This is a genomic window from Caballeronia sp. LZ019 (assembly GCF_031450825.1).
GTDB lineage: Bacteria > Pseudomonadota > Gammaproteobacteria > Burkholderiales > Burkholderiaceae > Caballeronia.
The window spans coordinates 624,298-648,716 of record NZ_JARTVZ010000002.1 but is presented as its reverse complement, the minus strand read 5'-3'; the positions used below and the strand labels follow the sequence as shown (position 1 = coordinate 648,716).

At 65.6% G+C, this 24,419-nt stretch carries 22 protein-coding genes and 2 pseudogenes; 8 read left to right on the top strand and 16 right to left on the bottom strand.

Annotation, left to right across the window (positions count from 1 at the left end):
* Positions 1-12: 12 nt before the first annotated feature.
* A complete protein-coding gene (locus P9255_RS05925) occupies positions 13-444 on the bottom strand; it encodes an OsmC family protein (protein ID WP_309765999.1) in 432 nt (143 codons plus the stop codon).
* Positions 445-734: 290 nt separating this feature from the next.
* Here P9255_RS05925 and P9255_RS05920 point away from each other — a divergent pair, with 290 nt between their 5' ends.
* On the top strand, positions 735-2,075 hold the full coding sequence (locus P9255_RS05920) for an FAD-binding oxidoreductase (protein WP_309765998.1): 1,341 nt from the start codon (positions 735-737) through the stop codon (positions 2,073-2,075).
* Positions 2,076-2,178: 103 nt separating this feature from the next.
* A complete protein-coding gene (locus P9255_RS05915) occupies positions 2,179-2,832 on the top strand; it encodes a DsbA family oxidoreductase (protein ID WP_309765997.1) in 654 nt (217 codons plus the stop codon).
* Positions 2,833-2,859: 27 nt separating this feature from the next.
* Here P9255_RS05915 and P9255_RS05910 read toward each other — a convergent pair whose 3' ends face one another.
* Together P9255_RS05910 and P9255_RS05905 are read right to left on the bottom strand one after the other, a co-directional pair.
* Complete coding sequence (locus P9255_RS05910; RefSeq protein WP_309765996.1) at positions 2,860-3,762, bottom strand: flagellar brake protein; 903 nt, start codon at positions 3,760-3,762, stop codon at positions 2,860-2,862.
* 182 nt (positions 3,763-3,944) lie between these two features.
* Entirely contained in the window at positions 3,945-4,817 is an 873-nt protein-coding gene (locus tag P9255_RS05905; protein WP_309765995.1) for a neutral zinc metallopeptidase, read from the bottom strand.
* Between the two features lie 394 nt (positions 4,818-5,211).
* Between P9255_RS05905 and P9255_RS05900 the strand changes: the two genes are divergently transcribed.
* Genes P9255_RS05900 through P9255_RS05890 form a run of 3 tightly spaced genes read left to right on the top strand, consistent with a single transcriptional unit; the run spans position 5,212 to position 7,739 of the window.
* Positions 5,212-6,615: a cytochrome ubiquinol oxidase subunit I gene (locus P9255_RS05900; protein ID WP_309765994.1), complete on the top strand. Its 1,404-nt coding sequence runs from the start codon at positions 5,212-5,214 to the stop codon at positions 6,613-6,615.
* Positions 6,616-6,619: 4 nt separating this feature from the next.
* On the top strand, positions 6,620-7,621 hold the full coding sequence (gene cydB / locus P9255_RS05895) for a cytochrome d ubiquinol oxidase subunit II (protein WP_309765993.1): 1,002 nt from the start codon (positions 6,620-6,622) through the stop codon (positions 7,619-7,621).
* Entirely contained in the window at positions 7,599-7,739 is a 141-nt protein-coding gene (locus P9255_RS05890; protein WP_309765992.1) for a hypothetical protein, read from the top strand. The genes cydB and P9255_RS05890 overlap by 23 nt, the downstream gene beginning before the upstream one ends.
* A gap of 322 nt (positions 7,740-8,061) precedes the next feature.
* Here the strand turns inward: P9255_RS05890 and P9255_RS05885 are convergent, their stop codons facing one another.
* Together P9255_RS05885 and mnmH are read right to left on the bottom strand one after the other, a co-directional pair.
* On the bottom strand, positions 8,062-9,111 hold the full coding sequence (locus P9255_RS05885; protein ID WP_309765991.1) for a permease: 1,050 nt from the start codon (positions 9,109-9,111) through the stop codon (positions 8,062-8,064).
* Positions 9,112-9,141: 30 nt separating this feature from the next.
* A complete protein-coding gene (gene mnmH, locus P9255_RS05880; protein ID WP_309765990.1) occupies positions 9,142-10,209 on the bottom strand; it encodes a tRNA 2-selenouridine(34) synthase MnmH in 1,068 nt (355 codons plus the stop codon).
* Between the two features lie 146 nt (positions 10,210-10,355).
* On the opposite strand from mnmH, the gene P9255_RS05875 reads away from it, so the two are divergent.
* Together P9255_RS05875 and eutC are read left to right on the top strand one after the other, a co-directional pair.
* A complete protein-coding gene (locus P9255_RS05875; RefSeq protein WP_309765989.1) occupies positions 10,356-11,732 on the top strand; it encodes an ethanolamine ammonia-lyase subunit EutB in 1,377 nt (458 codons plus the stop codon).
* Positions 11,729-12,505: an ethanolamine ammonia-lyase subunit EutC gene (gene eutC / locus P9255_RS05870; protein ID WP_309765988.1), complete on the top strand. Its 777-nt coding sequence runs from the start codon at positions 11,729-11,731 to the stop codon at positions 12,503-12,505. The genes P9255_RS05875 and eutC overlap by 4 nt, the downstream gene beginning before the upstream one ends.
* 200 nt (positions 12,506-12,705) lie before the next feature.
* Here eutC and P9255_RS05865 read toward each other — a convergent pair whose 3' ends face one another.
* The 6 genes and pseudogenes from P9255_RS05865 to P9255_RS05840 form a co-directional block, all read right to left on the bottom strand.
* Entirely contained in the window at positions 12,706-15,111 is a 2,406-nt protein-coding gene (locus tag P9255_RS05865) for an MMPL family transporter (RefSeq protein WP_309789243.1), read from the bottom strand.
* A 29-nt stretch (positions 15,112-15,140) separates the two neighbouring features.
* Entirely contained in the window at positions 15,141-16,262 is a 1,122-nt protein-coding gene (locus P9255_RS05860; protein WP_309765986.1) for a YCF48-related protein, read from the bottom strand.
* 97 nt (positions 16,263-16,359) lie between these two features.
* On the bottom strand, positions 16,360-16,572 hold the full coding sequence (locus P9255_RS05855) for a hypothetical protein (protein WP_309765985.1): 213 nt from the start codon (positions 16,570-16,572) through the stop codon (positions 16,360-16,362).
* Positions 16,532-17,068, bottom strand: a pseudogene (locus tag P9255_RS05850) (DUF1329 domain-containing protein); the annotation flags it as partial. The pseudogene P9255_RS05850 and the gene P9255_RS05855, both read right to left, overlap by 41 nt.
* Positions 17,069-17,560: pseudogene (locus tag P9255_RS05845) on the bottom strand (acyl-CoA dehydrogenase family protein); the annotation flags it as partial.
* 440 nt (positions 17,561-18,000) lie between these two features.
* Positions 18,001-19,137, bottom strand: coding sequence for an OpgC domain-containing protein (locus P9255_RS05840; RefSeq protein ID WP_309789242.1), 1,137 nt, complete (start codon positions 19,135-19,137; stop codon positions 18,001-18,003).
* 271 nt (positions 19,138-19,408) lie between these two features.
* Here P9255_RS05840 and P9255_RS05835 point away from each other — a divergent pair, with 271 nt between their 5' ends.
* Positions 19,409-20,167, top strand: coding sequence for a TerC family protein (locus tag P9255_RS05835; RefSeq protein WP_309765982.1), 759 nt, complete (start codon positions 19,409-19,411; stop codon positions 20,165-20,167).
* Between the two features lie 20 nt (positions 20,168-20,187).
* Here the strand turns inward: P9255_RS05835 and P9255_RS05830 are convergent, their stop codons facing one another.
* The 5 genes from P9255_RS05830 to cbiE are packed head-to-tail and all read right to left on the bottom strand — an operon-like array spanning position 20,188 to position 24,392.
* Positions 20,188-20,595: a DUF4186 domain-containing protein gene (locus P9255_RS05830; RefSeq protein WP_309765981.1), complete on the bottom strand. Its 408-nt coding sequence runs from the start codon at positions 20,593-20,595 to the stop codon at positions 20,188-20,190.
* A gap of 6 nt (positions 20,596-20,601) precedes the next feature.
* On the bottom strand, positions 20,602-21,327 hold the full coding sequence (gene cobM / locus P9255_RS05825) for a precorrin-4 C(11)-methyltransferase (protein ID WP_309765979.1): 726 nt from the start codon (positions 21,325-21,327) through the stop codon (positions 20,602-20,604).
* Positions 21,324-22,058 (bottom strand): cobalt-precorrin-6A reductase, encoded by a 735-nt coding sequence (locus tag P9255_RS05820; protein WP_309765978.1) that lies wholly within the window; start codon positions 22,056-22,058, stop codon positions 21,324-21,326. Before P9255_RS05820 ends, cobM begins: the two co-directional genes overlap by 4 nt.
* Positions 22,055-23,152: a cobalt-precorrin-5B (C(1))-methyltransferase gene (locus P9255_RS05815; protein WP_309765977.1), complete on the bottom strand. Its 1,098-nt coding sequence runs from the start codon at positions 23,150-23,152 to the stop codon at positions 22,055-22,057. The genes P9255_RS05820 and P9255_RS05815 overlap by 4 nt, the downstream gene beginning before the upstream one ends.
* Positions 23,153-23,183: 31 nt before the next feature.
* Positions 23,184-24,392 carry a precorrin-6y C5,15-methyltransferase (decarboxylating) subunit CbiE gene (cbiE, locus tag P9255_RS05810; protein ID WP_309765974.1) on the bottom strand — a complete coding sequence of 403 codons (1,209 nt, stop codon included), beginning with the start codon at positions 24,390-24,392 and terminating at the stop codon, positions 23,184-23,186.
* Between the last annotated feature and the right edge of the window lie 27 nt (positions 24,393-24,419).

The following is a 24,419-nucleotide window of genomic DNA, read 5'->3' as shown; positions in this document are numbered from 1 at the left end:
AAACGGTCCGGGTCAGGACTCCAGTTCCGCGTTCAACGTGATCTTGGCGTTCCCGGCGAACAGCTTCGAGACCGGGCAGCCCTCCTTCGCGGCCTGCGCAGCCTTGTCGAACGCGGCCTTGTCGGCGCCGGGAATCTTCGCCTTCAAATCGAGCTGACACGAGGTGATCGTGAAGCCTTCGCCGTCCTTCTCGAGCGTGACCGTCGACTTCGTCTCGAGGCTTTCGGCCTTCATGCCCGCTTGCTCGAGTTGCAGCGAAAGCGCCATCGTGAAGCAGCCCGCGTGCGCGGCGCCGATCAGTTCTTCGGGATTGGTGCCCGGCCCTTCTTCGAAGCGCGACTTGAATCCGTACGGCGCGTCATTGAGCACGCCGGTCTGTGTCGAGATGAATCCCTTGCCATCCTTGATGCCGCCGCTCCATTTCGCCGATGCAGTCTTTTGCACGAGAGTTCTCCATGAAAGATGGGATTGCGATGACCGGCCCTTGCCGGCCGGGCTACTGCGTCAGCAGCGCGGATTGATTGCACGCGATGTGCCCGAGGTCGCCGACGCGATGCCTCGCGCTCATCGTAGCGGATACCACCCGGCGATGCAGCGCCCGCGTCGCGGAGCGGCGCCGCGAATTTTTTGCGCCGATGGCCAAAGCGCGCCGATTCCCTTAGCATCCTCGCCGGATGATCGACCGTGGACGAAGGAACACATGACACGCACTGCAAGCAAAGAGGCCGCATAAGATGGGGCCGCCAACCGACCGCATCGCGGAAGACCGAGCGTTGCCCGACAGCGTCGACGTGGTCGTCGTCGGGGGCGGCGTCATCGGGATCAGCACGGCGCGCTTTCTCGCGGAGAAAGGATTGTCTGTCGCCGTCTGCGAGAAAGGACACATCGCGGGCGAGCAGTCGAGCCGCAACTGGGGCTGGTGCCGGGCGACGCATCGCGATTTGCGCGAGCTCGAGCTGAGCCTCGAAAGCCTGAAGCTGTGGCGGCGCATGGACACCGATCTCGGCATCGATAGCGGCTATCGCGAATGCGGCATCCTCTACGCCGCCGACGACAGCCGGGCGCTCGCTGATCACGAATCGTGGCTCGCGCGCGCCGTCGCAAAAGTGGGCCGCGACGCGATCGATTCGCGCATTGTCTCGCCCGACGAAACCGCCGCGCTGATGCCCGGCTCCGCGCGCCGATTCGCGGGCGGCATCTATACGCCGAGCGATGGCCGCGCCGAACCGCAACGCGCCGTGCCCGCGATGGCCGCGGCGCTGCGCCAGCGCGGCGTCAAGATCGCAATGCCCTGCGCGGTGCGCGGCGTCGAAACGAGCGGCGGCGCGGTGAGCGGCGTCGTGACCGAGCATGGACGCATACGCTGTCAGAGCGTGGTCGTCGCGGGCGGCGCATGGACGCGTCTTTTCGCGGGGAACCTCGACGTCGACGTGCCGCAACTCATGGTGCGCTCGTCGGTGGTCCGCACCGCTGCGCTACCCGGCGGGCCGGAAGTCAGCGCATGCAATCAGGCGCTCGGATACCGCAAGCGCATCGACGGCGGCTATACCATCGCCAATGCGTTTCGCAGCTACAGCGACATCACGCCCGACAGCTTCCGGCTATTCGCGAAGTTTCTTCCCGCGCTCAAGAGCCAGTTCGGCTCGATCAAGCTCGGTTTCAACGCACGCTTTTTCGAAGAACTGCGCCGTCCGCGCCGCTGGCCGCTCGATCGGCCGACCGTCTTCGAATCCGTACGCACGCTCGATCCCGCGCCCGTCGACGCCTTCAACGCGACCGCGCTCGCCGAGTTCCGGGCGATCTTTCCGTCGCTCGCACATCTCACGGTCGAACAGGCCTGGGCCGGCTATATCGACGTGACGCCGGACGCGGTGCCCGTGATCTCCGGTGTCGAACGCACGCCCGGGCTTTTCATCGCGACGGGATTCTCGGGGCACGGCTTCGGCATCGGGCCGGGCGCGGGCAAGCTGATGGCCGACATCGTCGCCAACGATGCACCGCTCGTCGATCCGCACGCGTTCCGTCTTTCGCGCTTCTTCGACGGCAGCCGTATCGAGCTGGACGGCGGTTTCTGAGCGCGCCTGCCGATCCGACGCGGCGCAGCACGGCGCGCTAACATACCGGTTTTGCGGCCGGCGCATTGCGCGCTGGCCGCCGCACCTTTTGCTTGAGGCTTTCATGGCATCCACGCCCCTTTTATTCGTTGATGTTTGGTCCGATTTCGTGTGTCCTTTCTGCTATCTGGAAACGCCGGTGCTCGACCAGTTGCGCAACGCGTACGGGGATGCCGTCGAGATTCGCTGGCATGCGTTCGAGCTTCGCCCCGAACCCGCGCCGCTGCTCGATCCGAATAGCGATTACATCCTGGATTCGTGGGAAAAATCGGTGCGTCCGCTCGCCGAAGAACGCGGCCTTCTGATGCGCCTGCCGCCGGTCGCACCGCGCAGCCGCAAGGCGTTCGAAACGGCGCTGTTCGCGCGTGAGTCTGGCCGCTACGACGTCGTTCATCGCGCGATCTTCAAGGCGTACTTCGAGGAAGGCATCGACATCGGCGATCCCGACGCGCTCATCGATATCGCCGCGACCTGCGGCATCGATCCGGAACTGCTGGAAGAATCGCTCGATGACGGCACGTACACCGATCTCGTCGTCGAAGACGAAGAGTTCGCAAAGAAGCTCGGCGTGAGCGGCGTGCCGTTCGCCGTGCTGTCGCGCGAACCCGCGCCGGGCCAGGAACCGCCGCCCCCGATCGCTCTGCGCGGCGCCGCGCCGATCCAGCATTACGAGGCGGCGATCGAGCGGCTGTTTCCCGACGGCTTTCCCGGAAGCTGATTCGGAAGGCGGCGGGCGCAGCCGCGGTTAGCTGTGCTCGGCCATGAACGACTTCAACGCGATGCGCTGCGAGGGATCGAGCGCTTCGAATTCGAGCCCGTACGCCGCGCCCGGCGCACCGGATTCCGCCGTGCCGACGTGGCGCACGATCGCGGTCGTGTCGATCTGGACATCGACGCCATCGGTGCTGAAGCGGAACGAAAGCCTCAGGCGATCACCGGCGCTGGCGGTCGCCGTGGGCACTGACAGCGACATGCCATACGGGCTGATATCCGCGACGCGGCCTAGTTGCGGAATCGCATTCGCGGCCGCTTCGTTCGAGAAGCGCGCGCCGAGCCGAGTCGGCAATCGTGCGAACTTGCGTGCTCGCAGACGGCGAATCGCACCCGGCGCCGATAACACCACGTAGTTGAACGGCTCGCGGCTGGTCGCATCGACGGTGCAGGCAAAGCGGAACACGCCGCGTCCCGTCAGCGCGACCAGATCGACCTGTTCGCCGCGCGTCAGTTCGAGCGGCGCGACACCGGTCATCACCGGCTGCGTCACGAAAAGCGATCGCTCGCCGTTGCGGCGCGGGTTTGAGAAGCCGATCACGCGGCTTGCGTACATTGCCGACCCGGAGATACTGCCGCCGCGCAGGCCGACGCGCCCGCCTATCGCGAGGCCGATGTCCTCGAGTGTCGGCGGGCCGTCGGCGTTTGCGTCGAGGGAGGCCGGAGCCAGCGCCGTCTCCCGCGATGGACGATGCGGCTCGAAATGGCGGTAAAGGAAAGCGCGGGCGGTTTCGTCGGGAACGACGGTGCCGCTGTCGAAGAGCACCGCGCCGTCGGGCGCGAGGATCGGCCATTGGAGCGGCGCTTTCAGCGGAATGTCGGCTGCATGAAGACGGACGAGAGCCGGTCGTTTCTCAAGGACGGGTTCTGCGAGCATTTGGTCGGATTATTCTTAAGTGTTTGTTGCAATCCTCCTAGGTGCGCGCGACGCCGTCAAGCGTTTTTCGGCAAGCATTACATAGCGGGACGAAACGCCCTGTAACTTCGGTTATTCGTACCGCTTCGCGATCGCCAAGAAACCAGTGTTATGCGCATAAAAACGCACGTCGCCAAATAAGTTCAGAGCGTTTGCGCCGAGTACGTGTCGCATTGGCGGATGTCGCCGGTCGATAACCCTCGCCGCAACCATCGCTGCCGCTGCGCGCTCGTTCCGTGCGTGAATGCTTCGGGCACCACCCGCCCTTGGGACTGCTGCTGCAAGCGGTCATCGCCGATGGCGCCCGCCGCGTTCAGCCCCTGCTCGAAGTCGCCCGGCTCGATCAGCTTCGCGTTTTGCTGTTGCGCGACCGCCGCCCAGACGCCCGCGAAGCAGTCGGCCTGCAACTCCACTCGCACCGACAACGCATTCGCCTGCTCACGCGACATCCGCGAGCGCGCGCGGTCGACCTTGTCCGAGACGCCAAGCACGTTCTGCACGTGATGCCCGACCTCGTGCGCGATCACATACGCCTGCGCGAAGTCGCCGCTTGCACCGAAGCGATCCCGCAGTTCGCGATAGAACGAAAGGTCGATATACACGTTGCGATCCGCCGGGCAATAGAACGGCCCCATCGCCGCCTGCCCCATGCCGCAGGCCGTCTGCGTGCCGCCCGTGAAAAGCACCAGCTTCGGCGCCGGATAGTCCTGGTTGAACTGCGTTCGGAAGATGTGCTGCCACGTGCGCTCCGTGTTGCCGAGCACACGGCGCACGAACACGGCGCCGGCATCGTGAGCCGGTTCCGCGTTGTTAGGCGCGGCCTGACGTTGCGGCGCGTTGCCCTGAAGCACTTGCGCGCCGTTGATGATCGTCATTGGATTGATGCCGAAAAAGTACGACGCAGCCAGCGCCAGGACGATCGTGCCGATGCCGACCGTTCCCCCGCCGATGCCGAAGCCGCCCGATCCCCGCCGGTCTTCGACGTTCCGACTTTCGCTTTCATCATCGAGGCGCATGTTGGTTCTCCTTTTGTTCGCGCGTCACGCGCTTTTCGAAAGCCAATATCGTACCCGGGCGCCACGGCGCTTCCGCGCAGCGCAGACGTGAAACTTCTTCGCCGATTCCGCCGAAACGCGTGTGATGCAGTGCGGTCGATTGTCGCGAGAAGCGCGCCGCGTGCACCACCGGACACGTACGCCGATCATCTCGAAAAACAAGCAATATCAATTGGATACAGGTGCTAAGCCCTTGAAACTGCGGCATTTCCGCGCAATGCGACATCTCTGACGCAGCGCAACAGTCGTGCATTTTCGGCGCTAAGCTGCGGCCGTGATCCGAGGCAATCGTCCCGACACACGGCCGGCCCGGTCTCACCCACGGGCGCGCGTGAATTTCAAAACACAAGTCATCATGCACTCGACTCCTGAAGCAATCGATCTGGCGCGGATACAGTTCGCGTTCACCGTATCGTTTCACATCATCTTTCCTGCGCTGAGCATCGGGCTCGCGAGCTTCATCGCCGTGCTCGAAGGCGCCTGGCTCAGAACGGGCAAGCCCGTCTACAAGGAACTGTGCCTCTTCTGGTCGAAGGTTTTCGCCGTGGCGTTCGGAATGGGCGTGGTGTCGGGCGTCGTGATGGCGTACGAATTCGGCACCAACTGGGGCGGCTTCTCCACCTTCGCCGGTCCGATCACCGGGCCGCTGTTGACCTACGAAGTGATGACCGCGTTCTTCCTCGAAGCGGGCTTCCTCGGCATCATGCTGTTCGGCTGGAACAAGGTCGGTCCGAAGGCGCACTTCGGCGCGACGCTGATGGTCGCCATCGGCACACTCATTTCGACCTTCTGGATCCTGGCTTCGAATAGCTGGATGCAGACGCCGCAAGGCTTTCGCATCGAGGGCGATCACGTCGTTCCGGTCGACTGGTTCGCGATCATCTTCAATCCCTCGTTCCCGTATCGGCTCGCGCACATGGCGATCGCCGCGTTCATCGTCGCCGCGCTGGTGGTGGCCGCGACCGGCGCGTGGCATCTGCTGAAGGGCCGGCGCGATCCGGCGATCAAGAAGACATTCTCGATGGCGCTCTGGCTGCTGCTCGCGCTGACCCCGATCCAGGCGCTCGTCGGCGACGCGCACGGCATCAACACCCGCGAGCATCAGCCGGCGAAGATCGCGGCGATCGAAGGCATCTGGGAGACCGAGAAAGGCGGCACGGCGCTGAACCTGTTCGGCATCCCCGACATGGAAGCCGAAACGACGAAGTACGCGGTGCAGGTGCCGCACCTCGGCAGCCTGATCCTCACGCATAGCTGGGACGGCGAAATCCGCGGCCTCAAGTCGTTTCCGAAGAACGAGCGCCCGAACTCGACGATCGTGTTCTGGAGCTTTCGCGTGATGGTCGGCCTCGGTGTGCTGATGATCGCGATGTCGGTGGCGTCGTGGCTGCTGCATCGCAGGCGCCGGTTGTTCGAAGCGCGCTGGTTTCATCGTTTCGTACTGTGGATGGGCCCGACCGGTTTCATCACGCTGCTCGCCGGCTGGGTGACGACGGAGGCCGGGCGTCAGCCGTGGGTCGTGTACGGCGTGATGCGTACGGCAGATGCGGTGTCGCCGGTCACCGCGCAGCAAGTGGGCGTGTCGCTGCTGGCGTTCGTGATCGTGTACACGATCGTCTTCGGCACGGGCATCTACTATCTGCTGAAGCTGCTGCGCCAGGGCCCCGCGCTGCCGGGACAGACGCCGCACGAGCCTTTACCGGAAGGCACCGCGCGCCGTCCGCTTTCCTTGCCTACTCAGTCCATCGAAGGAGCGTAAGAACATGGACCTGACCATTGCCTGGGCCGCGATCATCGCGTTGGGCCTCTTCATGTACGTGGTGCTCGACGGCTTCGACCTCGGCATCGGCATTCTCTTCCCGTTCTTTCCGGACCAGCACGACCGCGACGTGATGATGAACACCGTCGCGCCGGTCTGGGACGGCAACGAAACGTGGCTCGTGCTTGGCGGCGCGGGGCTTTTCGCCGCGTTCCCGATGGTCTACTCGACCGTGCTTTCGGCGCTCTATCTGCCGCTCGTGCTGATGCTCGTGTGCCTGATTTTCCGGGGTGTGTCGTTCGAGATTCGATCCAAGGCGACACGCACCCGGCACATGTGGGATCTTGCGTTCATCGGCGGATCGGCGGGTGCGACGTTCTTTCAGGGCGTGGCGCTCGGCGCGTTCCTCGAAGGCATCCCGGTGGCGGACGGACGCTTTTCGGGCGATGCCTTCGGCTGGTTCACGCCGTTTTCCATGTTCACCGGCGGCGCGCTCGTCGTCACGTATGCGCTGCTGGGCGCGTGCTGGCTCATCGCGAAGACCGAAGGCGATCTGCAGCGGCGGATGTATCGCGTCGTGTGGCCGCTGACGCTCTTGCAGCTTGCGACGATCGCCGTCGTCAGCGTATGGACGCCGTTGCTCGATGCGGACATCGCGTCGCGCTGGTTCGATTCGCCGCTGTTCTATCGGATGCTGCCCGTGCCGGTGCTCGTCGCGGCTTGCGCATGGGCGATGCGACGGTCCATCGATTCGCGTCATGAGAAGCGGCCGTTCGCGATGGCGCTCGGGTTCGTGTTGCTCGGCTATGCCGGGCTTGTGGCGAGCATCTCGCCGCACGATATTTTTCCCGGCGTCTCGATCTGGGATGCGGCGGCGCCGCGGTCCAGCCAGCTATTCACCATCGTTGGTGCGGCTGTGATCTTGCCGGTGATCGTCGCTTATACGACGTTGGGGTATTGGGTCTTCAGAGGGAAGGTGCGGCATGGCGAACATCACTATCACTGAGCGCATGCGCGGGGTTTTCTGGTTTCTTGCGCTCTGGATTGCCGGGGTCGGCGGGACGATGTTGCTCGCCCTGCCGTTCAAATTGCTCATCAAGTGGGGGGCTTCGGCGGGGTTTTAGTCGCCGTGGCATCTTCAGGCAAGTACGCGTGGTTCATGCAGTAGCCGCCTCCCCGACGGGGGGTAACTTTCTTGGCTGTCGACCAGAGTTGGCGCTTCAGCGCCTTACTCTTGTCCCATACAACGGTAGTCACCAAAGAAAGCAGCTTTTCTCCGAACCGCACGATGCACGAACTTGCGTGTTCACTTCGTAGAACATCAGCGGCACTCAGCTTGTAAGGAGCCTTGAATTACCTTGCGCGCCCGCTGACCCCTCGCGTCCTCCGAGCTCCTTGGCTCGATTCGAACCATCGGTCTGCTGACCGGATTGCCGTTCCCGATGCCTAGAACAACCACCCCGCCACCACGCCGCCCGCGATCCCGAACCCAACCACCGATACCGCCACGAACACCAGCACCTTGCGCGGGAACGACTTGCCCAGCATCACCAGCGACGGCACGCTCACCGGCGGCAGCGTCATCAGCAACGCGCCCGCCGGGCCCGTCGCCATGCCGAGCGACAGCATCGCCTGGATAATCGGCACCTCGCCCGCCGTCGGAATCACGAACAGCGTGCCCGCCACCGCGAACGCGACGATCCACAGCACCGCATTGCCGATATCCGGCCCGATGTGCGGAAAGAGCCACGCGCGCGCCGCACCGAGCAACAACACCAGCACGATGTACTCCGGCACGAGGCGCAACGTCATGCGGCCCAGAATCTTCAGCCAGCGCGTGAACGCCGTGCCCGGATCGTCCTCCTGAATCAGCTTCGACAACGCCTCGCGCGATGCCGCCGCCTGCGCCGGCGTCACCATGCGATTCACCGCACAGCCGAGGCCGAACACCATCAGGACGCCAAGCACCAGGCGCAAGCCCGTCCACTGCCAGCCAAGCACGAAGCCCATGAAAACCAGCGCCGCCGGATTCAGCACCGTGTTGCCCAGCCAGAACGCAATGGCCGCGCCCGGCGCCGCCTGGCGCGCCCGCAAGCCCGCGACGACCGGCGCCGCGCAGCACGTGCACATCATGCCCGGCAAGGACATCAGCCCGCCATTCACGACGCTGCCGAAGTTGTGCTCGCCAAGCGCGCGCGCCACCCAGCGCGGCGGAATCAGCGCCTGGACCGCCGATCCGAGCAGCAGGCCCAGGACCATCGCCTGCCAGATCGCCCGGCCGTAGGCCATCGCGTAGTCGAGCGCGGCCTGCCAGGACGGCTCGGGCGCGCTTGCGGACGTGCCCATCAGAATCGACTTGCCGATCGAATGCTGGCTCGCCGCGACGAACGCGCGGTTGTAGTAGGGGAACCATTTGACATAGAAAAGGCCCGCGACGGCGATCAGCAGGAACACCATCCAGCCGAGCGCGACGCGAGGTTGTCGAAGCGTAGTCATATTTCTTGTTTCTTGAGTGGACAAAGAGGATCAGCCGAGCACCGGCGACGTCTCGGACAACTGCGCGAGCAGCGCCTTCGCCTGATCGAGACTGTCGGCGTCGTTCGGCCGGAACAGCATGTGCGCCGCGTGCGGCAACTCCGTGTACAGCGCGCGGCTGCTGCGGCCATAGGCGGGATCGTAATGACGGTCGATCAGTTCGGCGAACAGCTCGGCGCGCGCATTGTCATCGATCAGCCGATGCCACTGCTCGACCCGCTCGCGGCTATGCAGCGCAACGAGCTTGGACAATTGCGCCTTGAAGAACGCGGGATCATCGAAAAGATGCGCGTAGTCCTGCAACAGGAACGCGATACGGTCCTCGCGGCGCGCTTCGACTTCGACACAGGCGGCGGCGTGCAGGCTGTCGAGCAGCGCATCGGGCATCGTGACCGCGCCGATGCGCCGCCCTTCCGCCTCGATGAACACGGGCCGCGCCGGATCGAAGCCGCGCAGCGTCGCGACGAGCGCCGAATCGAACGCTTTTTGCGTCGGCTGCTCGCGGCCGGGCAGCGCGCCGAGCAGCGAGCCGCGATGCGCCGCCATCCCTTCCAGGTCCAGCACCTGCGCGCCCGCCTGCCCGAGCGCCTGCAAGAGCCGCGTCTTGCCGCTGCCCGTATGGCCGATCAGCGCGACATAACGGAAGCGCCCCGGCAGCGTCGTCAGGCGGTCGAGCACGTCGCGCCGATAACTCTTGTAGCCGCCGTCGAGCTGCCGCGCCTGCCAGCCGATCATGTTGAGCCACGTCGTCATCGAGCCGGAACGCTTGCCGCCGCGCCAGCAATAGATGAGCGGCCGCCAGTTGCGCGGGCGGTCGGCGAAAAGCGTATCGAGATGACGCGCGATATTGCGCGCGACCATCGCCGCACCGACGCGCGTCGCCTCGAACGGCGAAACCTGCTTGTACATCGTGCCGACGATCACCCGCTCCTCATTTTCGAGGACGGGCGCGTTGATGGCGCCAGGAATGTGATCCTCGGCGAATTCGAGCGGCGTGCGGACATCGACGATTTCGTCGAAATCGCCGAGGCGATCGATGGAAACGAGCAGGTTTTTCACTGGAAAATCAACGCAAAAGAGGCGGCGGCGAAGCCCGAAATTATCGCACGGCTCGCCAATTCGCTTCAGCGCGCGATTTTTGTCGCGCTTCTTGCAGGCGATGCAATGCGGTTACAGTGACAGCATCATCGGTTCGGGACCAGGCGATGAGCTACCACGAGACGATCGGCGCACGCCGATACCGCTTCGACGACCTGAAAACGCTGCTCGCCCGCGCCAGCCCGCGGCGCTCCGGCGACGAGCTCGCGGGGGTCGCGGCGGCGTCGGAGGAAGAGCGTGTCGCGGCGAAACTCGCGCTCGCGCAGGTGCCGTTGCGCACGTTGCTCGACGAGCCGCTGATCCCGTACGAGCACGACGAAGTCACGCGCCTGATCGTCGATAGCCACGACGCCGAAGCCTTCGCGCCTGTTGCGCATCTGACCGTGGGCGAGTTCCGCGAGTGGCTGCTTTCAGATAGCGTCGATACCGCCGCGCTCGAACGCATCAAGATGGGCGTGACACCCGAAATGGCCGCTGCCGTTTCGAAGCTCATGCGCAATCAGGATCTGATTCTCGCCGCAAAGAAGCGCCCGGTCGTCACGCGCTTCCGGACGACGATCGGCCTGCCCGGGCGGCTCTCGGTGCGCCTGCAGCCGAATCATCCGACCGACGATCCCAAAGGCATCGCCGCCTCCATGCTCGACGGCCTCTTCTACGGCTGCGGCGATGCGGTCATCGGCGTCAATCCGGCCTCCGATTCGCCCGCCGCCATCGCCGCGCTGCTCAGGATGATGGACGACTTCCGGCGGCGCTTCGACGTGCCGATGCAATCCTGCGTGCTCACGCACGTCACCAACACCATCACCGCGATAGAGCACGGCGCGCCCGTCGATCTCGTGTTTCAGTCGGTCGCGGGCACCGAGCGCGCGAACGCCAGCTTCGGCGTATCGCTTGCGCTGTTGCAGGAAGCGCAGGATGCCGCGAAGTCGCTCGGGCGCGGGACCGTCGGCGATAACGTCATGTACTTCGAAACCGGCCAGGGCAGCGCGTTGTCGGCCAACGCGCATCACGGCGTCGATCAGCAAACGTGCGAGGCGCGGGCGTATGCGGTCGCGCGCCGCTTCGATCCGTTGCTGACGAACACGGTCGTCGGCTTCATCGGCCCGGAATATCTCTACGATGGACGGCAGATCGTCCGCGCGGGACTCGAAGACCACTTCTGCGGCAAGCTGCTCGGCGTGCCGATGGGCTGCGACATCTGCTACACGAATCATGCCGAAGCCGATCAGGACGATATGGACACGCTTCTGACGCTGCTCGGCGTCGCGGGCGTGAACTTCATCATGGGCGTGCCCGGCGCGGACGACGTGATGCTCAACTATCAAAGCACCTCGTTCCACGACGCGCTGTACATCCGCCGCGCGCTCGACCTCGAGCGCGCGCCGGAATTCGAAGCGTGGCTCGAGAGAATGCGCGTCACGGATACGCGCGGCGGACTGCTTCCCGCGCAAGGCCAACCGCTGCTCGACTGGATCGAACCATGAGCATCGAAGCGAACCCGTGGGACGCGCTGCGCCGCTTCACGAACGCGCGCATTGCGCTCGGGCGCGCGGGCAGCAGCTTGCCGACCGCGCCTCTGCTCGCATTCCAGCTCGCGCATGCGCAGGCGCGGGACGCAGTGCATCATCCGCTCGACACGGCCGCCCTCGCCGATGCGATCCACGCCGCCGGCTTCGATACGCTTCAGGCCGCGAGCGCCGCGCCGGATCGCGATCACTTTCTGCGTCGGCCCGATCTCGGCCGCATGCTCGACGATGCCAGCGCGGCGCGCCTCGCCGCGCGTGCGTCGGGTTGCGACATCGTGTTCGTCGCCGCCGATGGCCTTTCGGCAATCGCGACGCAGCGCCACGTCGCGCCGCTGCTGTCCAGAATGCGCGCGCTGCTCGACGGCTGGTCGGTCGGCCCGGTTGTCATCGCGACACAGGCGCGCGTTGCACTCGGCGATCCTGTCGGCGAGCTAATGCGGGCAGCGATTGTCGTGGTGATGATCGGCGAGCGGCCCGGCCTCAGTTCGCCCGACAGCCTCGGCCTCTATGTCACGTACGCGCCGCGCGCCGGACGAAGCGACGCGGAGCGCAACTGCATCTCGAACGTGCGGCCAGAAGGACTTGACTACGACGCCGCCGCGTTCAAGCTGCACTGGCTGCTGAACGAGGCGCGCCGGCTGAAACTCACGGGTGTGGCGCTGAAGGACCACAGCGGCGCACTGCCGCCGCCGTCCTTCGCCGAGGCGAAGCGGCTGGAAGGAAGCGCCTGAGCCGGCAACCTGCGCACGCGCCGCCGTCACCGCGCTCGCGGCGATATCGGCGATATCGGCGAGCGTGGCGCTCAGGCAGAGCGGCGGTGCATCGTCGAAATCGTGCGGAACATCGATGCGTATCTGCGGGCCGCGTTCATCGAACATCGCTGCAAGTTCCGCGAATGCAGCGCCTCCATCCCAACGCCTGGGACTCAACCTCATTCGGTCACGACGCGAGCGCTCGCCACTCGCGCACGCGGCTTCCCTTGCAACAGGAAGTGCGACAGCGCGGGGATCAGCACCAGCGCGCCGATCATGTTCCAGACGAACATGAACGTGAGCAGCACGCCCATGTCGGCCTGAAACTTGATGGGCGACCACGCCCACGTGACGACCGACACCGCCAGCGTCACGCCGATCAGCGCGATCACCTTGCCGGTGAACGCCAGCGCGCCACGGTAGGCCTCCGCGAGCGGTGCGCCGTGCCGCTGCAACGACAATTGCACGCTGACGAGATACAGCGCATAGTCCACGCCGATGCCCACGCCGAGCGCGGTGACGGGCAGCGTCGCGACCTTCACGCCGATGCCGAGCATCACCATGAGCGCCTCGCACAGCAGGGACGTGACGACGAGCGGCGCGACGGCCACCACCACCGCGCGCCAGCTCCGGAAGGTCAGGAAGCACAGCACGGTCACGGCGGCGTAGACGAGCAGCAGCATCGTGCGGTTCGCCTTTTCCACGGCGATGTTCGTGGCCGCCTCGATGCCCGCGCTGCCCGCCGCCGGCAGAAACTGGCGTGAAGACGTGTCGTGCTGCGCGCCGAATGCCTCGACGGCCTTCACCATGCCTTCGAGCGTTTTCGCCTTGTGGTCGCTCAGGAACGCGATCACCGGCGCAACCGTGCGCGCCCCGTTGACCAGTTCGGGATTGGTGACATAAGCTCCGTTGACCGCCGCCGCGGTGATGGCCGGATCGCGGCTGATCGTCATCCAGCGCGGATCGCCTTCGAAGCTTCCCGCCGTGACGCGACGGCTCACGCCGCTCAGCGACATCGTCGTCTGCACGCCCTCGACGCCGCGCAGCACCTGCTCGAGGTTATCCATCTCCATGAGCGTGCTGTAATCGGCGATGCCGCCCGGCGGCGTCTTGACGATCACCGCGAACTGGTCGGTGGACAGCCGGTAGTGGCTCGTCACATACGCGTTGTCGCGGTTGTAGCGCGAGTCCGCGCGCAGTTCGGGCGCGCCCGGATCGAGATCGCCGATCTTCAGCCCCTGCCCGATCACGACCGCGCCGACGCAGAGAATCGCCGCGCACAGCACGGCGGCACATGCGGGGCCGCGCCGCGTGAACGGCACGAGTGCGCGGGCCAGCGGATGGTGCGCTTGCGCGCGCAGGCTGCGCGCCGCCGCCGACGCGCTCACGCCCGTGTACGACAGCATCACTGGCAGAAACACGAGATTCGTGAAGATGAGCACCGCCACGCCGACGCTCGCGGACAGCGCGGGTCCGCGGATCACGGGTATGTCGATCAGCATCAGGACGGCGAAGCCGACCGCGTCCGCAAGCAGCGCCGTGAGGCCCGCGAGGAAGAGACGCCGGAACGTGTAGCGCGCGGCCACGTAGCGATGGATGCCGCGCCCGATGTCCTGCATGATGCCGTTCATTTTCTGGGCGCCGTGCGACACGCCGATCGCGAAAATGAGAAACGGCCAGAGGATCGAATAAGGATCGAGGTCGATGCCGAGCATATGCACGATGCCGAGCTGCCACACGACCGCGCCCAGCGAACAGCCGACCACGAGCGCCGTGCTGCGCAGGCAGCGCGTGTAGGCATAGATCACGGCGGCGGCGATCGCGGCGGCGGCGGCGAAATAAAACGCGACTTGCAAGCCCTGGATCAGGTCGCCGACCAGCTGGGCGAACCCGATCACACGAATGTCGATGCCGTCGCGCGCAAAGTCGCGGCGAACTTGCTCGATGGAAGCCTGCAGCGCGCGCGCGTCGAGCGGCTTGCCGGTGTCGGGATAATGATCGAGCAGCGGAACGAAGATCGTGCTCGAACGCAAATCGTCGCCGACGAGCGAACCGACGATGCCCGCGCGCCCGACGTTCTGGCGCAGGCGGTCGATGCTCGCGGCCGAGCCGTCGTAGTCGTCGGGCATGACGGGGCCGCCCTGGAAGCCGCTTTCCGTCACTTCCGTCCAGCGCACGACGGGCATCCACAGCGACTTCACGAACGCGCGATCCACACCGGGCAGCAGATAGATGCGATCGTTCACCTCACGCAGCGTCTTCAGATAGCGCGGGTCGTAGACGCTGCCGTTGCGCGTCTCGACGACCACGCGCAGCGAATTGCCGAGCGAGCGCAAGGAATCGATATTGGCGAGGTAATTGCGGATGAACGGGCTCGACTGCGGCATCATGCGCTCGTAGCTCGCGCTGACATTCGACTTGCTCGCCGCGAAGCCGAGCACCGCGGTCAGCACCGCGCACACGGTCACGATCCACAGCCGATGATTGAAGATCAGCCGTTCCAGCCAGGACCCCGAATTTGCTTCGAAATCCTCTTTGTTTCGCACGACCTCGTTCGGGTCGGCACGATCTGAATTGAGGTGCATGCGGGTGGTCTCTCTGGCGTGCAACTGCGTTAGCGGATGGAACGGATCGACGCGATCACGGGGCCCGTGAGCGAGGTGATCGCGAGCTTGTCGCCGGGCAAGACCAGCACGCCCGTCAGCATGGCCGTGCGCGGGATGGCAATCGGCATGAAGCGGTTCTCGCGGGCGTCGTAGAAACTCGCTTCGCCGCTCGCGCTGACGAACGCGAACCCTTCGTGCGACGGCACCGGCGCCGCGCCCGTCACCGCGCCATGCAGCGGGCTCGATGCCGTGCTCCACGTCGCGCCGTGGTCCGTGCTCTTGAAGATCGTCCCGCGCAGGCCGAATGCGTACAGTGCCTTTCCGTCTCCCGTCACGCCGAAGAAACTGCCTGCATAGCCCGTCCTGACCGCAACGAACTTGCCGCTCGCGGCATCGAGCCGGAAAACGGCGCCCTGCTCCGCCGCCACGTAAATCTCGCCGCCTTGCCCGAAGACGCCATTCAGATGCAGGAACTGCGGATTGTCGAAGCGATCGAGAATGGGCTCCCAGCGGTTGCCGCCGTCTTCGGTGGCGATCGCCATGCCGAACGGGCCGACCGCGAGGCCATGTTGCTCGTCGCGGAACCACACGCTCAGCAGCGGCAACGACGCGCCGTTCCGGTAATTGAGCGTCAACTGGTCGAGAAACGGCTGCACGGACGTGTCGCCGCGCGCGATCCGCGCCTTGTAGTACGCAGGTAGCGAAGTTGCCGCGATGCGCCCGTCGATCTGGCGCGTCCACGACTCGCCGCCGTCCGCGCTATGCAGCACGACGCCGTCGTGTCCCACGGCCCAGCCTTGCCGCGCGCTCGGAAACGACAGCGCGAGCAGATCGCTGCGCACCGGCACGGCCGCCTGCTTCCAGGTCTTGCCCTCGTCGTCGGACATGACGATCAGCCCGCGCATCCCCGCCGCGACGAGACGCTTGCCGGCGCGTGCAACGGCCATCGCCGGCTGTCCTGCCACGCGCGTCTGCGGCAGCGCGGGGGCATCGAGCGGATCGACGAACGGGTCTTTCGACGCCGCCGATGCCGCCGGACCCGCCGCCGATGCAACCGACGCCGCCGCCATCAGCGCGAAACATGCAACGCTGCGGCGCACCCATTCCCCAACGCAATTGCTGTCGGACATCTTCACCTCAATCTGGGCAATGTAACGAGCCCGCGCCGTCGCGCCGGCGTGTCGCCGGACTGACTGCGGGCTCTTTCCTCGAGCTATGCGCCGCGCATCAACGCAGCCCCGTCCCCGCCATTCCCGCCTGCGTGAAAATATTGGGATTGGTCAGGCTGTCGGACACGCGCAGCAACGGCGCGCCGTTTGCGCCTGTCGCGTAAGTGAGGAAGTAGTTGCCCTTCGCGAGATCGTAAAAGCCGAAGGTGAACGCGTACACGCCGCCGCCGTCATAGAGCGGGAAGTGATAGTTGAGACCGACGCGCCGCATCTTGCCGTCGTGAACCGTAGCCGTCTGCCTCGACGATGGTCCAGCCGTCCTCGTCCACGTAGAAGGTGCGCTTCGAATAGGCGTGGCGTGCATCCGATTTGAGCGTCGCCTCGACCACCCACACGCGATGGCGCTCCCAGCGGACCGCATCCGGATTGATGTGCTTCGCGCCGAAGACATCGTCAGTCGGAAGCTGCGAGAGACGATAGTTGTTATACGGAACGATGAGTTCCTTCTTGCCCGTCAGCTTGAAGTCGAAACGGTCCATGCGGCCCTGGAACATGTTGCCTTCGTCCCAGAAAAGCGCGCCGCCGTACGCTGCCGCCGGGGTGTCGTACTTGTAGTCGGGCGCCATGCGGGTGCGGCGCTGCGCCGGGAAATAGGCCCAGCTCACCTGGTCCGCTTCGGAATAGTTGCTCGAATAGTCGACGAGCGCGGTCTGCCCGGCGAGCGTCGGCGGCGTCAGGATCTGGATCCACGCGCGGTCATACGAACCCGAGAAGTTCATCGTACCGGACCATTCGCCGGAGACGAGGCGCGGCAGATAGCGGCGCTTCTGCGCTTCGCTGCCGGCCATCAGCAGCGCTTCGATCGCGCCGTCGGTAAGCGACGGACACGTCGCCAACGAGAGATTCGCCCCGGACTGCATTTCGAGGCACGCCGCGCCGACGAGTTTCGGCAAGCCCTGCCCGCCATACTCCACGGGATGTGCAAGCCCTTGCCATCCGCCTTCCGCGAACCGGCGGAACGCATCGCTGAATCCTGGCGAGGCGCTGACCGCGCCATCGCGCCATTGCGCCGGCTGCCGGTCGCCGACGGCGTTCAGCGGCGCCCACACCGCGCCGAAGAACCGGGCGGCTTCGTCGAGCACGGACTCCACCGTGGATGCCGTGGCGTCTTCGAAGCCCGGTAAAGCGGCTACGTCGTCGAGACCGGCGAGTTCCTTCATGGCAAACAGCATGTCGCTGATGGGCGCGCGATAGCTCATCTTGTTGTTCTCCGGGAAAGCGTGTGAGGGCGCGCGCGAATGGGACATCGCCTCGCGCGCGCCGTGAAACGATCAATTGAGCTTCATTTCAGCAGGCTGTCCGGACGGCGGCCCCTATCCGGAAGAGAGGGAGACGCGGTGCATTCCGCGCCCTTTCCAAACGACGGGTGACGGCGCTGCCGACGCGGCCAGGGAGGAAGCGTCGGCCTTCACGATGAGTAGAGATGCGCGGCGATCAACGACGAGCGCAGTAGCGACATGAGCCGCGCGCCGGGCTGCCGACGCAAGCCGGGCGTGTCCCGTGTCCGATGGCGGGGTTTTTCGCGCTTGCACATGGACGCGCGCCGGGGTATTTTTCGGGCGCGCCAAAAATTTGACCGTTAGTTGCCTACTTGTGACGAAAAAAACAGCACGCTCAGGTGCTGCTTCTTTCCCCCGGATTAGCGTACTGCCTGACTGTCCGCCGTCGCGACTGGCGCCGTCGCCGGGACAGGCCGCCGGGCACGGAGCCACTCCGCGACCGGCTGATGCAGTCGCGGCACCGACAACAGCGCAAGAATGGCGATGGCATCGGCAGCAAGACCCGCTGGCACATTGATGAGGCCGTCGGTCATCGTGAAGAGAATCGAATCGACGACGAGCGAGATCACCGTTCCCGCGACGAAGCACACCATCCCGTCGCGCCCGACCGCCCCGACCCACGGCAAACGCCGCGCAATGGCCTTCACGACGCCGTAGCGCGCCAGATTCGTCGCGATCCATGCGATCGCCAGAAAATTGACGACGCGCGCGCCCGCCAGATCGCGCTTGAAGGCGCTGTCGAGCACGGGCGGAAGCACGAGCAGCTTGTAATACGCCATGCCCGCGATGAGCGCGAGCGCCGCCGCGCTGATCGTCCAGCCGAAGCGATGCGACGCGATCCGCTGATACACCGGCTGGCAGCGCGCCAGCACGCCCAGCATGAACATCAGTTGCCACGCGGCGGGGTTGAAGTCCCAGAGGGTGTCGTGGACGGAAGGCATGTATTCGCCGATCTGCGGCGCGCACGCCCACAGCACGAGACTCAGGCCGAGCAGCAGCCACGGCTTGCTGCGTGCAAGCGGCAGCGCGAGCGGCACGGACAGCGCGAAGAGCGCGTACATCGGCAGAACGGCGGCGAGATACGGCTGGCGCTCGAACGTCAGAATCTGCCCAATCGACGACAACGGCGCCGCGGTCAGGCTGTCGAGGTCGTGGAGCGCCAGGTTCGGCGCGTGACCGTAGAGCGGCCGCAGAAGGAACGTCGCCACGAGCATCAACACGGCGGTGACGACGAAAGCGCGATAGATTTCGAACGCGCGCTTGATGAAGCGCATGCGCGCCGCGCTTTCAGAGCGGCGTTCGGCGAGCGACACATACGCCGTCGCGGTGGCGAATCCGCCGAGGAAGACGAAGACTTCGGCGGCGTCGTTCAGCGCGAACGCATGCAGCGTGAAGCGCGAAAGCATGCTTCCGCCGATATGATCGACGACGATGATCAGCAGGACGAGTCCACGAAAGAAGTCCAGCTCGACGAGGCGTTGCGATTTTCCGGACATGCGGCGTATGGTGGATTCCTGCGCGGCTCGCAGGCGGTTGAAAAGCGGGCCGCGCGACGCGGCATCGAAGCATAGGAGTTTACCCGTAAATGCGGCGGCGCATCATCGGAACAGACGGAGTTTTCTGTTTCAAATTCGACATTTGTCGCTTTTTGAGATGCGTACGAACTTTCGACGGCCGCATGTCTTGAAAAGTTTTCAACTTGCTTTCATCATGCGGGCGGGGCACGCTAAGATCACGCCCTCTTTCTCACATTCACTACACGCTCGCATGGACTATTTCGCCGCCCTCGTCACCGATCCCGCGGCCTGGGCCGCCCTCGCGACTCTTGTCGTGATGGAGGTCGTGCTCGGCATCGACAATCTGATTTTCATCTCGATCCTCACGAACAAGCTGCCCGCCGCGCATCGGGCGCGCACGCAGCGTATCGGCATCGGGCTTGCGCTGGTGATGCGACTCGGCCTGCTCGGCACCGTGGCGCTGATCGTGCGGCTCACCACGCCGATCTTCGAAGCATTCGGCCACGGCTTCTCGTGGCGTGACCTTATCCTGATCGCGGGCGGCGTCTTCCTCGTCTGGAAAGCGACGACGGAGATTCACCACCACGTTTCGCACGACGATGAACACGCCGGCCCCGCGACGGGCGGCACGCTCACGCCCTTGTCCGCAATCGGGCAGATTCTCGTCCTCGACCTCGTGTTTTCTATCGACAGCATCGTGACGGCCGTGGGCATGACGGAACACATTCCGATCATGTTCGTCGCGGTGATCGCGGCGGTTACGGTCATGCTGTTTGCAGCCGGACCGCTGTCGCGGTTCATCGAGCGCAATCCGACCATCGTGATGCTCGCGCTCGGCTTCCTGCTCGTGATCGGCATGACGCTGATCGCCGAAGGTTTCGGCTCGCACGTGCCGAAGGGCTATATCTATGCGGCGATGGCGTTCTCCGCGCTGGTCGAAGGGCTCAACATGCTGGCGCGCAAGGCGAGCAAGCGCCGGAGTCAGGCGCCGCACGAAGCGAAGCATTGAGCGCCCGGCCAGCGATGCGGCTAGAACGGCAATTCGCGCTGCGGGTTGTCGTTCGCATCGGCATCGGGCGCATGCGCTAAGGACTGCGCACGCAGCCATCGCCCGATTGCGTCGACGACATGCCGGCGCTCCGCCTCGTCGAGCGCCTTGCCCGCCGCGATGCCGTGCCATTTGGCGAGGCACGTCCTGCAGCACGTCGCCGTCGCATGCTGAGCGATGAAGACCGGATGCCCGCGAAACGGCGTCTGCTTGCCGTCGTTCAGCGGCGCTTCCGGGGCGAGGCGCTTGCCGATCAGTTCATGCGCCTGCGCGAGCACCGTTTCGATTCCGCGCTCGCGCACGTACCGCCCTTCCCGCACGCCCAACGCAAAACGCCGGCGAAACGCCGATTTCGCGAGCGCTTCGAAGACGGCGTCGAGGTCGCGCATGCCGGTTCAGTCCTTGGCGTAGAGGGTGGAATCGGCGAAACCGTGCGCGTCCAGCACGCGCCCGACGATGATCATCGCGGTGCGCTCCATGCCCGCTGCGCGCACCTTCTGCGCGATATCCACGAGCGTGCCCTTCACGCGCTCCTCGTCCGGCCAGCTCGCGCGGAACACCACCGCGACCGGACAGTCCTCGCCATAATGCGGCACGAGATCGGCGACGATCCGCTCGATGTGACGCACGCCCAAGTGAATGGCCAAAGTCGCGCGATGACGCGCCAGGTCCGCGAGCGATTCTCCGGGCGGCATCGACGTCTTCGTGGCATAGCGCGTGAGAATGACCGTTTGCGAGATGCCGGGCAGCGTGAGTTCGCAACCGAGCGCCGCCGCCGATGCCGCCGTCGCCGTCACACCCGGCACGATTTCATAAGGAATCCCGAGTGGTTCGATGCGGCGAATCTGCTCGCCGATCGCGCCGTAAAGCGATGGATCGCCGGAATGCACGCGCGCCACGTCTTCGCCTTTTTCATGCGCGTCTTGCAGAAGCGCAACGATGGCGTCGAGATCGAGCTCGGCCGTGTTGACCACACGCGTTGCGCGATGCCCCGTCAGGACGGCATCGGGCACCAGCGATCCGGCATAGAGAATGACCGGACACGTGCGAATCAGCCTTTGCCCCTTGACGGTGATGAGTTCGGGATCGCCCGGCCCTGCGCCGATGAAGTAGACGGTCATTTCATGTGGGTATCGAAAGCGAGCAGCGCATCGAGCGCGCTCGCGGGGTCGTCGAATTCACGCTCGGCGGCGGGCAGCGCGGGACGCGCGAGCATCACGACGGGCAAGCTTCTTTCGCGCGCCACGGCGAGCTTGGCTTCCGTCGCGTTGCCGCCGCTGTTCTTGCTGACGATCACGTCGACGCGCGCCGCATCGAAAAGCGCACGTTCGCCGGCCATATCGAACGGACCGCGCGCATCGACGATATCGGCGTGCGCGTTGCCTTCATGCGGATCGAGACAGCGGATGGTCCAGTGCTGCGACGCGGGGATCGCATCGAGATGCGCAAGCGGTTCACGCCCGAGCGTGAACAGGGGCCGACGAAACGCCGCTATCTGCTCGACGATGCCGCGCCAGTCCGCCGCCTCGCGCCAGTCGTCGCCGGGCTGCGGCTGCCAGGCGGGACGCCTCAGGGCCCACAGCGGAATTCCGGCGGCCGTGCACGCGTCGCGCGCGTGACGGCTCATTTGCGCGGCATAGGGATGCGTCGCATCGACGACGAGCGCGATGTCGCTCGCACGCAGATAGCCGATCAGTCCCGCCACGCCGCCGAATCCGCCGACGCGTACTTCGCATGCAAGATCGGCAGGCACGCGCGCGAGGCCCGCGATGCTGTAGACATGCGGTTTCGCCAGCCGTCGCGCGATGGCGAGCGCGTCGCCCGTTCCGCCAAGGAGCAATAGGCGCTTCATGCCGCGCTTCCCACGATCGCCCCTTGCCTGTCGATGGCGAACGTCTCCACGACGATGCCTCGCGGCGCCACATCGCGTGCGACGTCACGCGCCCGCGCACAGACCACATCGCCCAGTTCGATACCCTCGGCACGCGCCAGCTTCAACGCTTCCTGGCTCGTATTCGCCGCGCGAATCGCGCATTGCAGCGAATCGCCTGCGCCCGCATCGGCGGCCCACACTGCGAGCAGGGCCAGGTCGATGCTCGAACTGCGGCTATGCAGATCCATATGTCCGGCCGCGAGCTTGCTCAGCTTTCCGAAGCCACCACAGAGACTGAGCTTTTCGACGGGCGCGCGCCGCATATGCTTCAGTACCGCGCCGGCGAAATCCCCCATCTCGATCAACGCGATGTCGGGCAGGCCGTAGCGCGCGCGCATCGCGTCTTCGCTCTGATTGCCCGTGCACGCCGCGATATGCCGCACACCGTTGGCCCGTGCCACGTCGATGCCCTGATGAATCGACGCGATATACGCCGAACAGGAAAACGGTCTGACGATGCCCGTCGTGCCGAGAATCGACAAGCCGCCGGCGATACCGAGCCGCGGGTTCATCGTTTTCAGCGCGAGCGCAGCGCCATTTTCGACACCAATGCTCACGTCGAAGCCGCCTGCATAGCCTGCGATGGCCGCGAGGTCTTCGAGGTGCCGCGTCATCATCTGGCGCGGCACCGGGTTGATCGCCGGTTCGCCGATCGCAAGCGCGAGTCCCGCGCGCGTCACGGTGCCGACGCCCGGTCCCGCATGAAAGCGCACGCCTGCAACCGCCGATAGTTGCACGCGCGCAAATACGAGCGCACCATGCGTGACGTCGGGATCATCGCCCGCATCCTTGATGACGCCGGCTTCCGCGACATCGCGCATGTTCTCGACGCGGCGGCAAAATTCCAGCTTCATCGTGACACGCTGCCCTCTTGGCAGCACGATCTCGGCGCGTTCGCCGGCTTCGCCCGTCAGCAAGAGACGCGCGGCCGCGAGACTCGTCACGGTCGCACAGCTTCCGGTGGTATAGCCGCTTCTCAGCGGCGCGGGGGTGTCGGGCGTTTCGTCGCGCATGCGTCGGATGAAGCCATATAGTTAGGAACGCTCACGACTTCGTCGCTTGCAACATCGTGATCGGCAACGCCTGCCGCCATGTATCGAAGCTACCGAGCGGTTCCGCCTGCGCCACCCCGATTCGCGTCAGTTCGCCGCCATGCCGCGCGCGCCACTCGACGAGCGCCGCTTCGCTCTGCAAGGTCACCGCGTTGACGATGAGCCGCCCGCCCTGGCGCAGCCGCGTCCAGCAGGTATCGAGCACGCCGGGTGCAGTCGCCCCTCCGCCGACGAACACGGCATCCGGCGCGGGCAGGCCATCGAGCGCGGCAGGCGCTTCGCCTCTCACGAGCCTGAGTGTCGGCACGCCGAGCGCATCGCGGTTGTGCTCGATGAGACGCTGCCGCCCTTCGTTGGCTTCGATGGCAATCGCGCGGCAAGCCGGATGCGCGCGCATCCATTCGATACCGATGGAGCCGCAGCCCGCGCCCACGTCCCATAGCAATTCGCCGGGTTGCGGCGCAAGACGCGCGAGGGTAATCGCACGGACATCGCGCTTCGTGAGCTGGCCGTCGTGACGGTACGCGTCGTCGGGCAAGCCGGGCGTGAGCGGCGGACCCGCGTGGCCCGCGTGCGTCCTGCACTCGATCGCAACGAGATTGAGCGCGGCGACGTGAGCCTCGCGCCAATCGTCCGCACGTTCGTCAATGCGCCGCTCATCGACGCCGCCCAACTGCTCGAATACGCTGATGCGGCTCGCGCCGAAGCCGTGCGCGGTCAGCAACGATGCGATGGCCGCGGGCGTCGAGCCATCCGCGCTCAAGACGAGAAGACGCGCACCGCGAAACGTATGCGCGAGCAGTTCAGCGGCCGGACGCCCGACGAGCGACACGCATCGAACATCCTGCAACGCCCAGTGCAGACGGGCCGCCGCGAGCGACAGCGACGAAGGCGCAGGAATGACGCGCATTTCATCGGGCGAAAGCTCGCGCGCGAGCGTGGCGCCGACGCCGAAATGCATCGGATCGCCGCTCGCCAGCACGCAGATGCGCGCGCCGCTCGCGCGCTCGGCAAGCACGGCATCGATGGAAAACGGCTTGGGCCACGGCACGCGGCGGGCTGCGATACGCGCGGGAAGAAGCGCGAGGTGCCGCTCGCCGCCGTGGATCGAACCAGCTTCGACGAGCGCGCGACGTGCCGCGCGACTAAGGCCGTGCCATCCGTCCTCGCCGATGCCCACCACGGTCAGCCAGGTCGACATGCGCCGTTCCCTCCTTGCGGTTCGCTA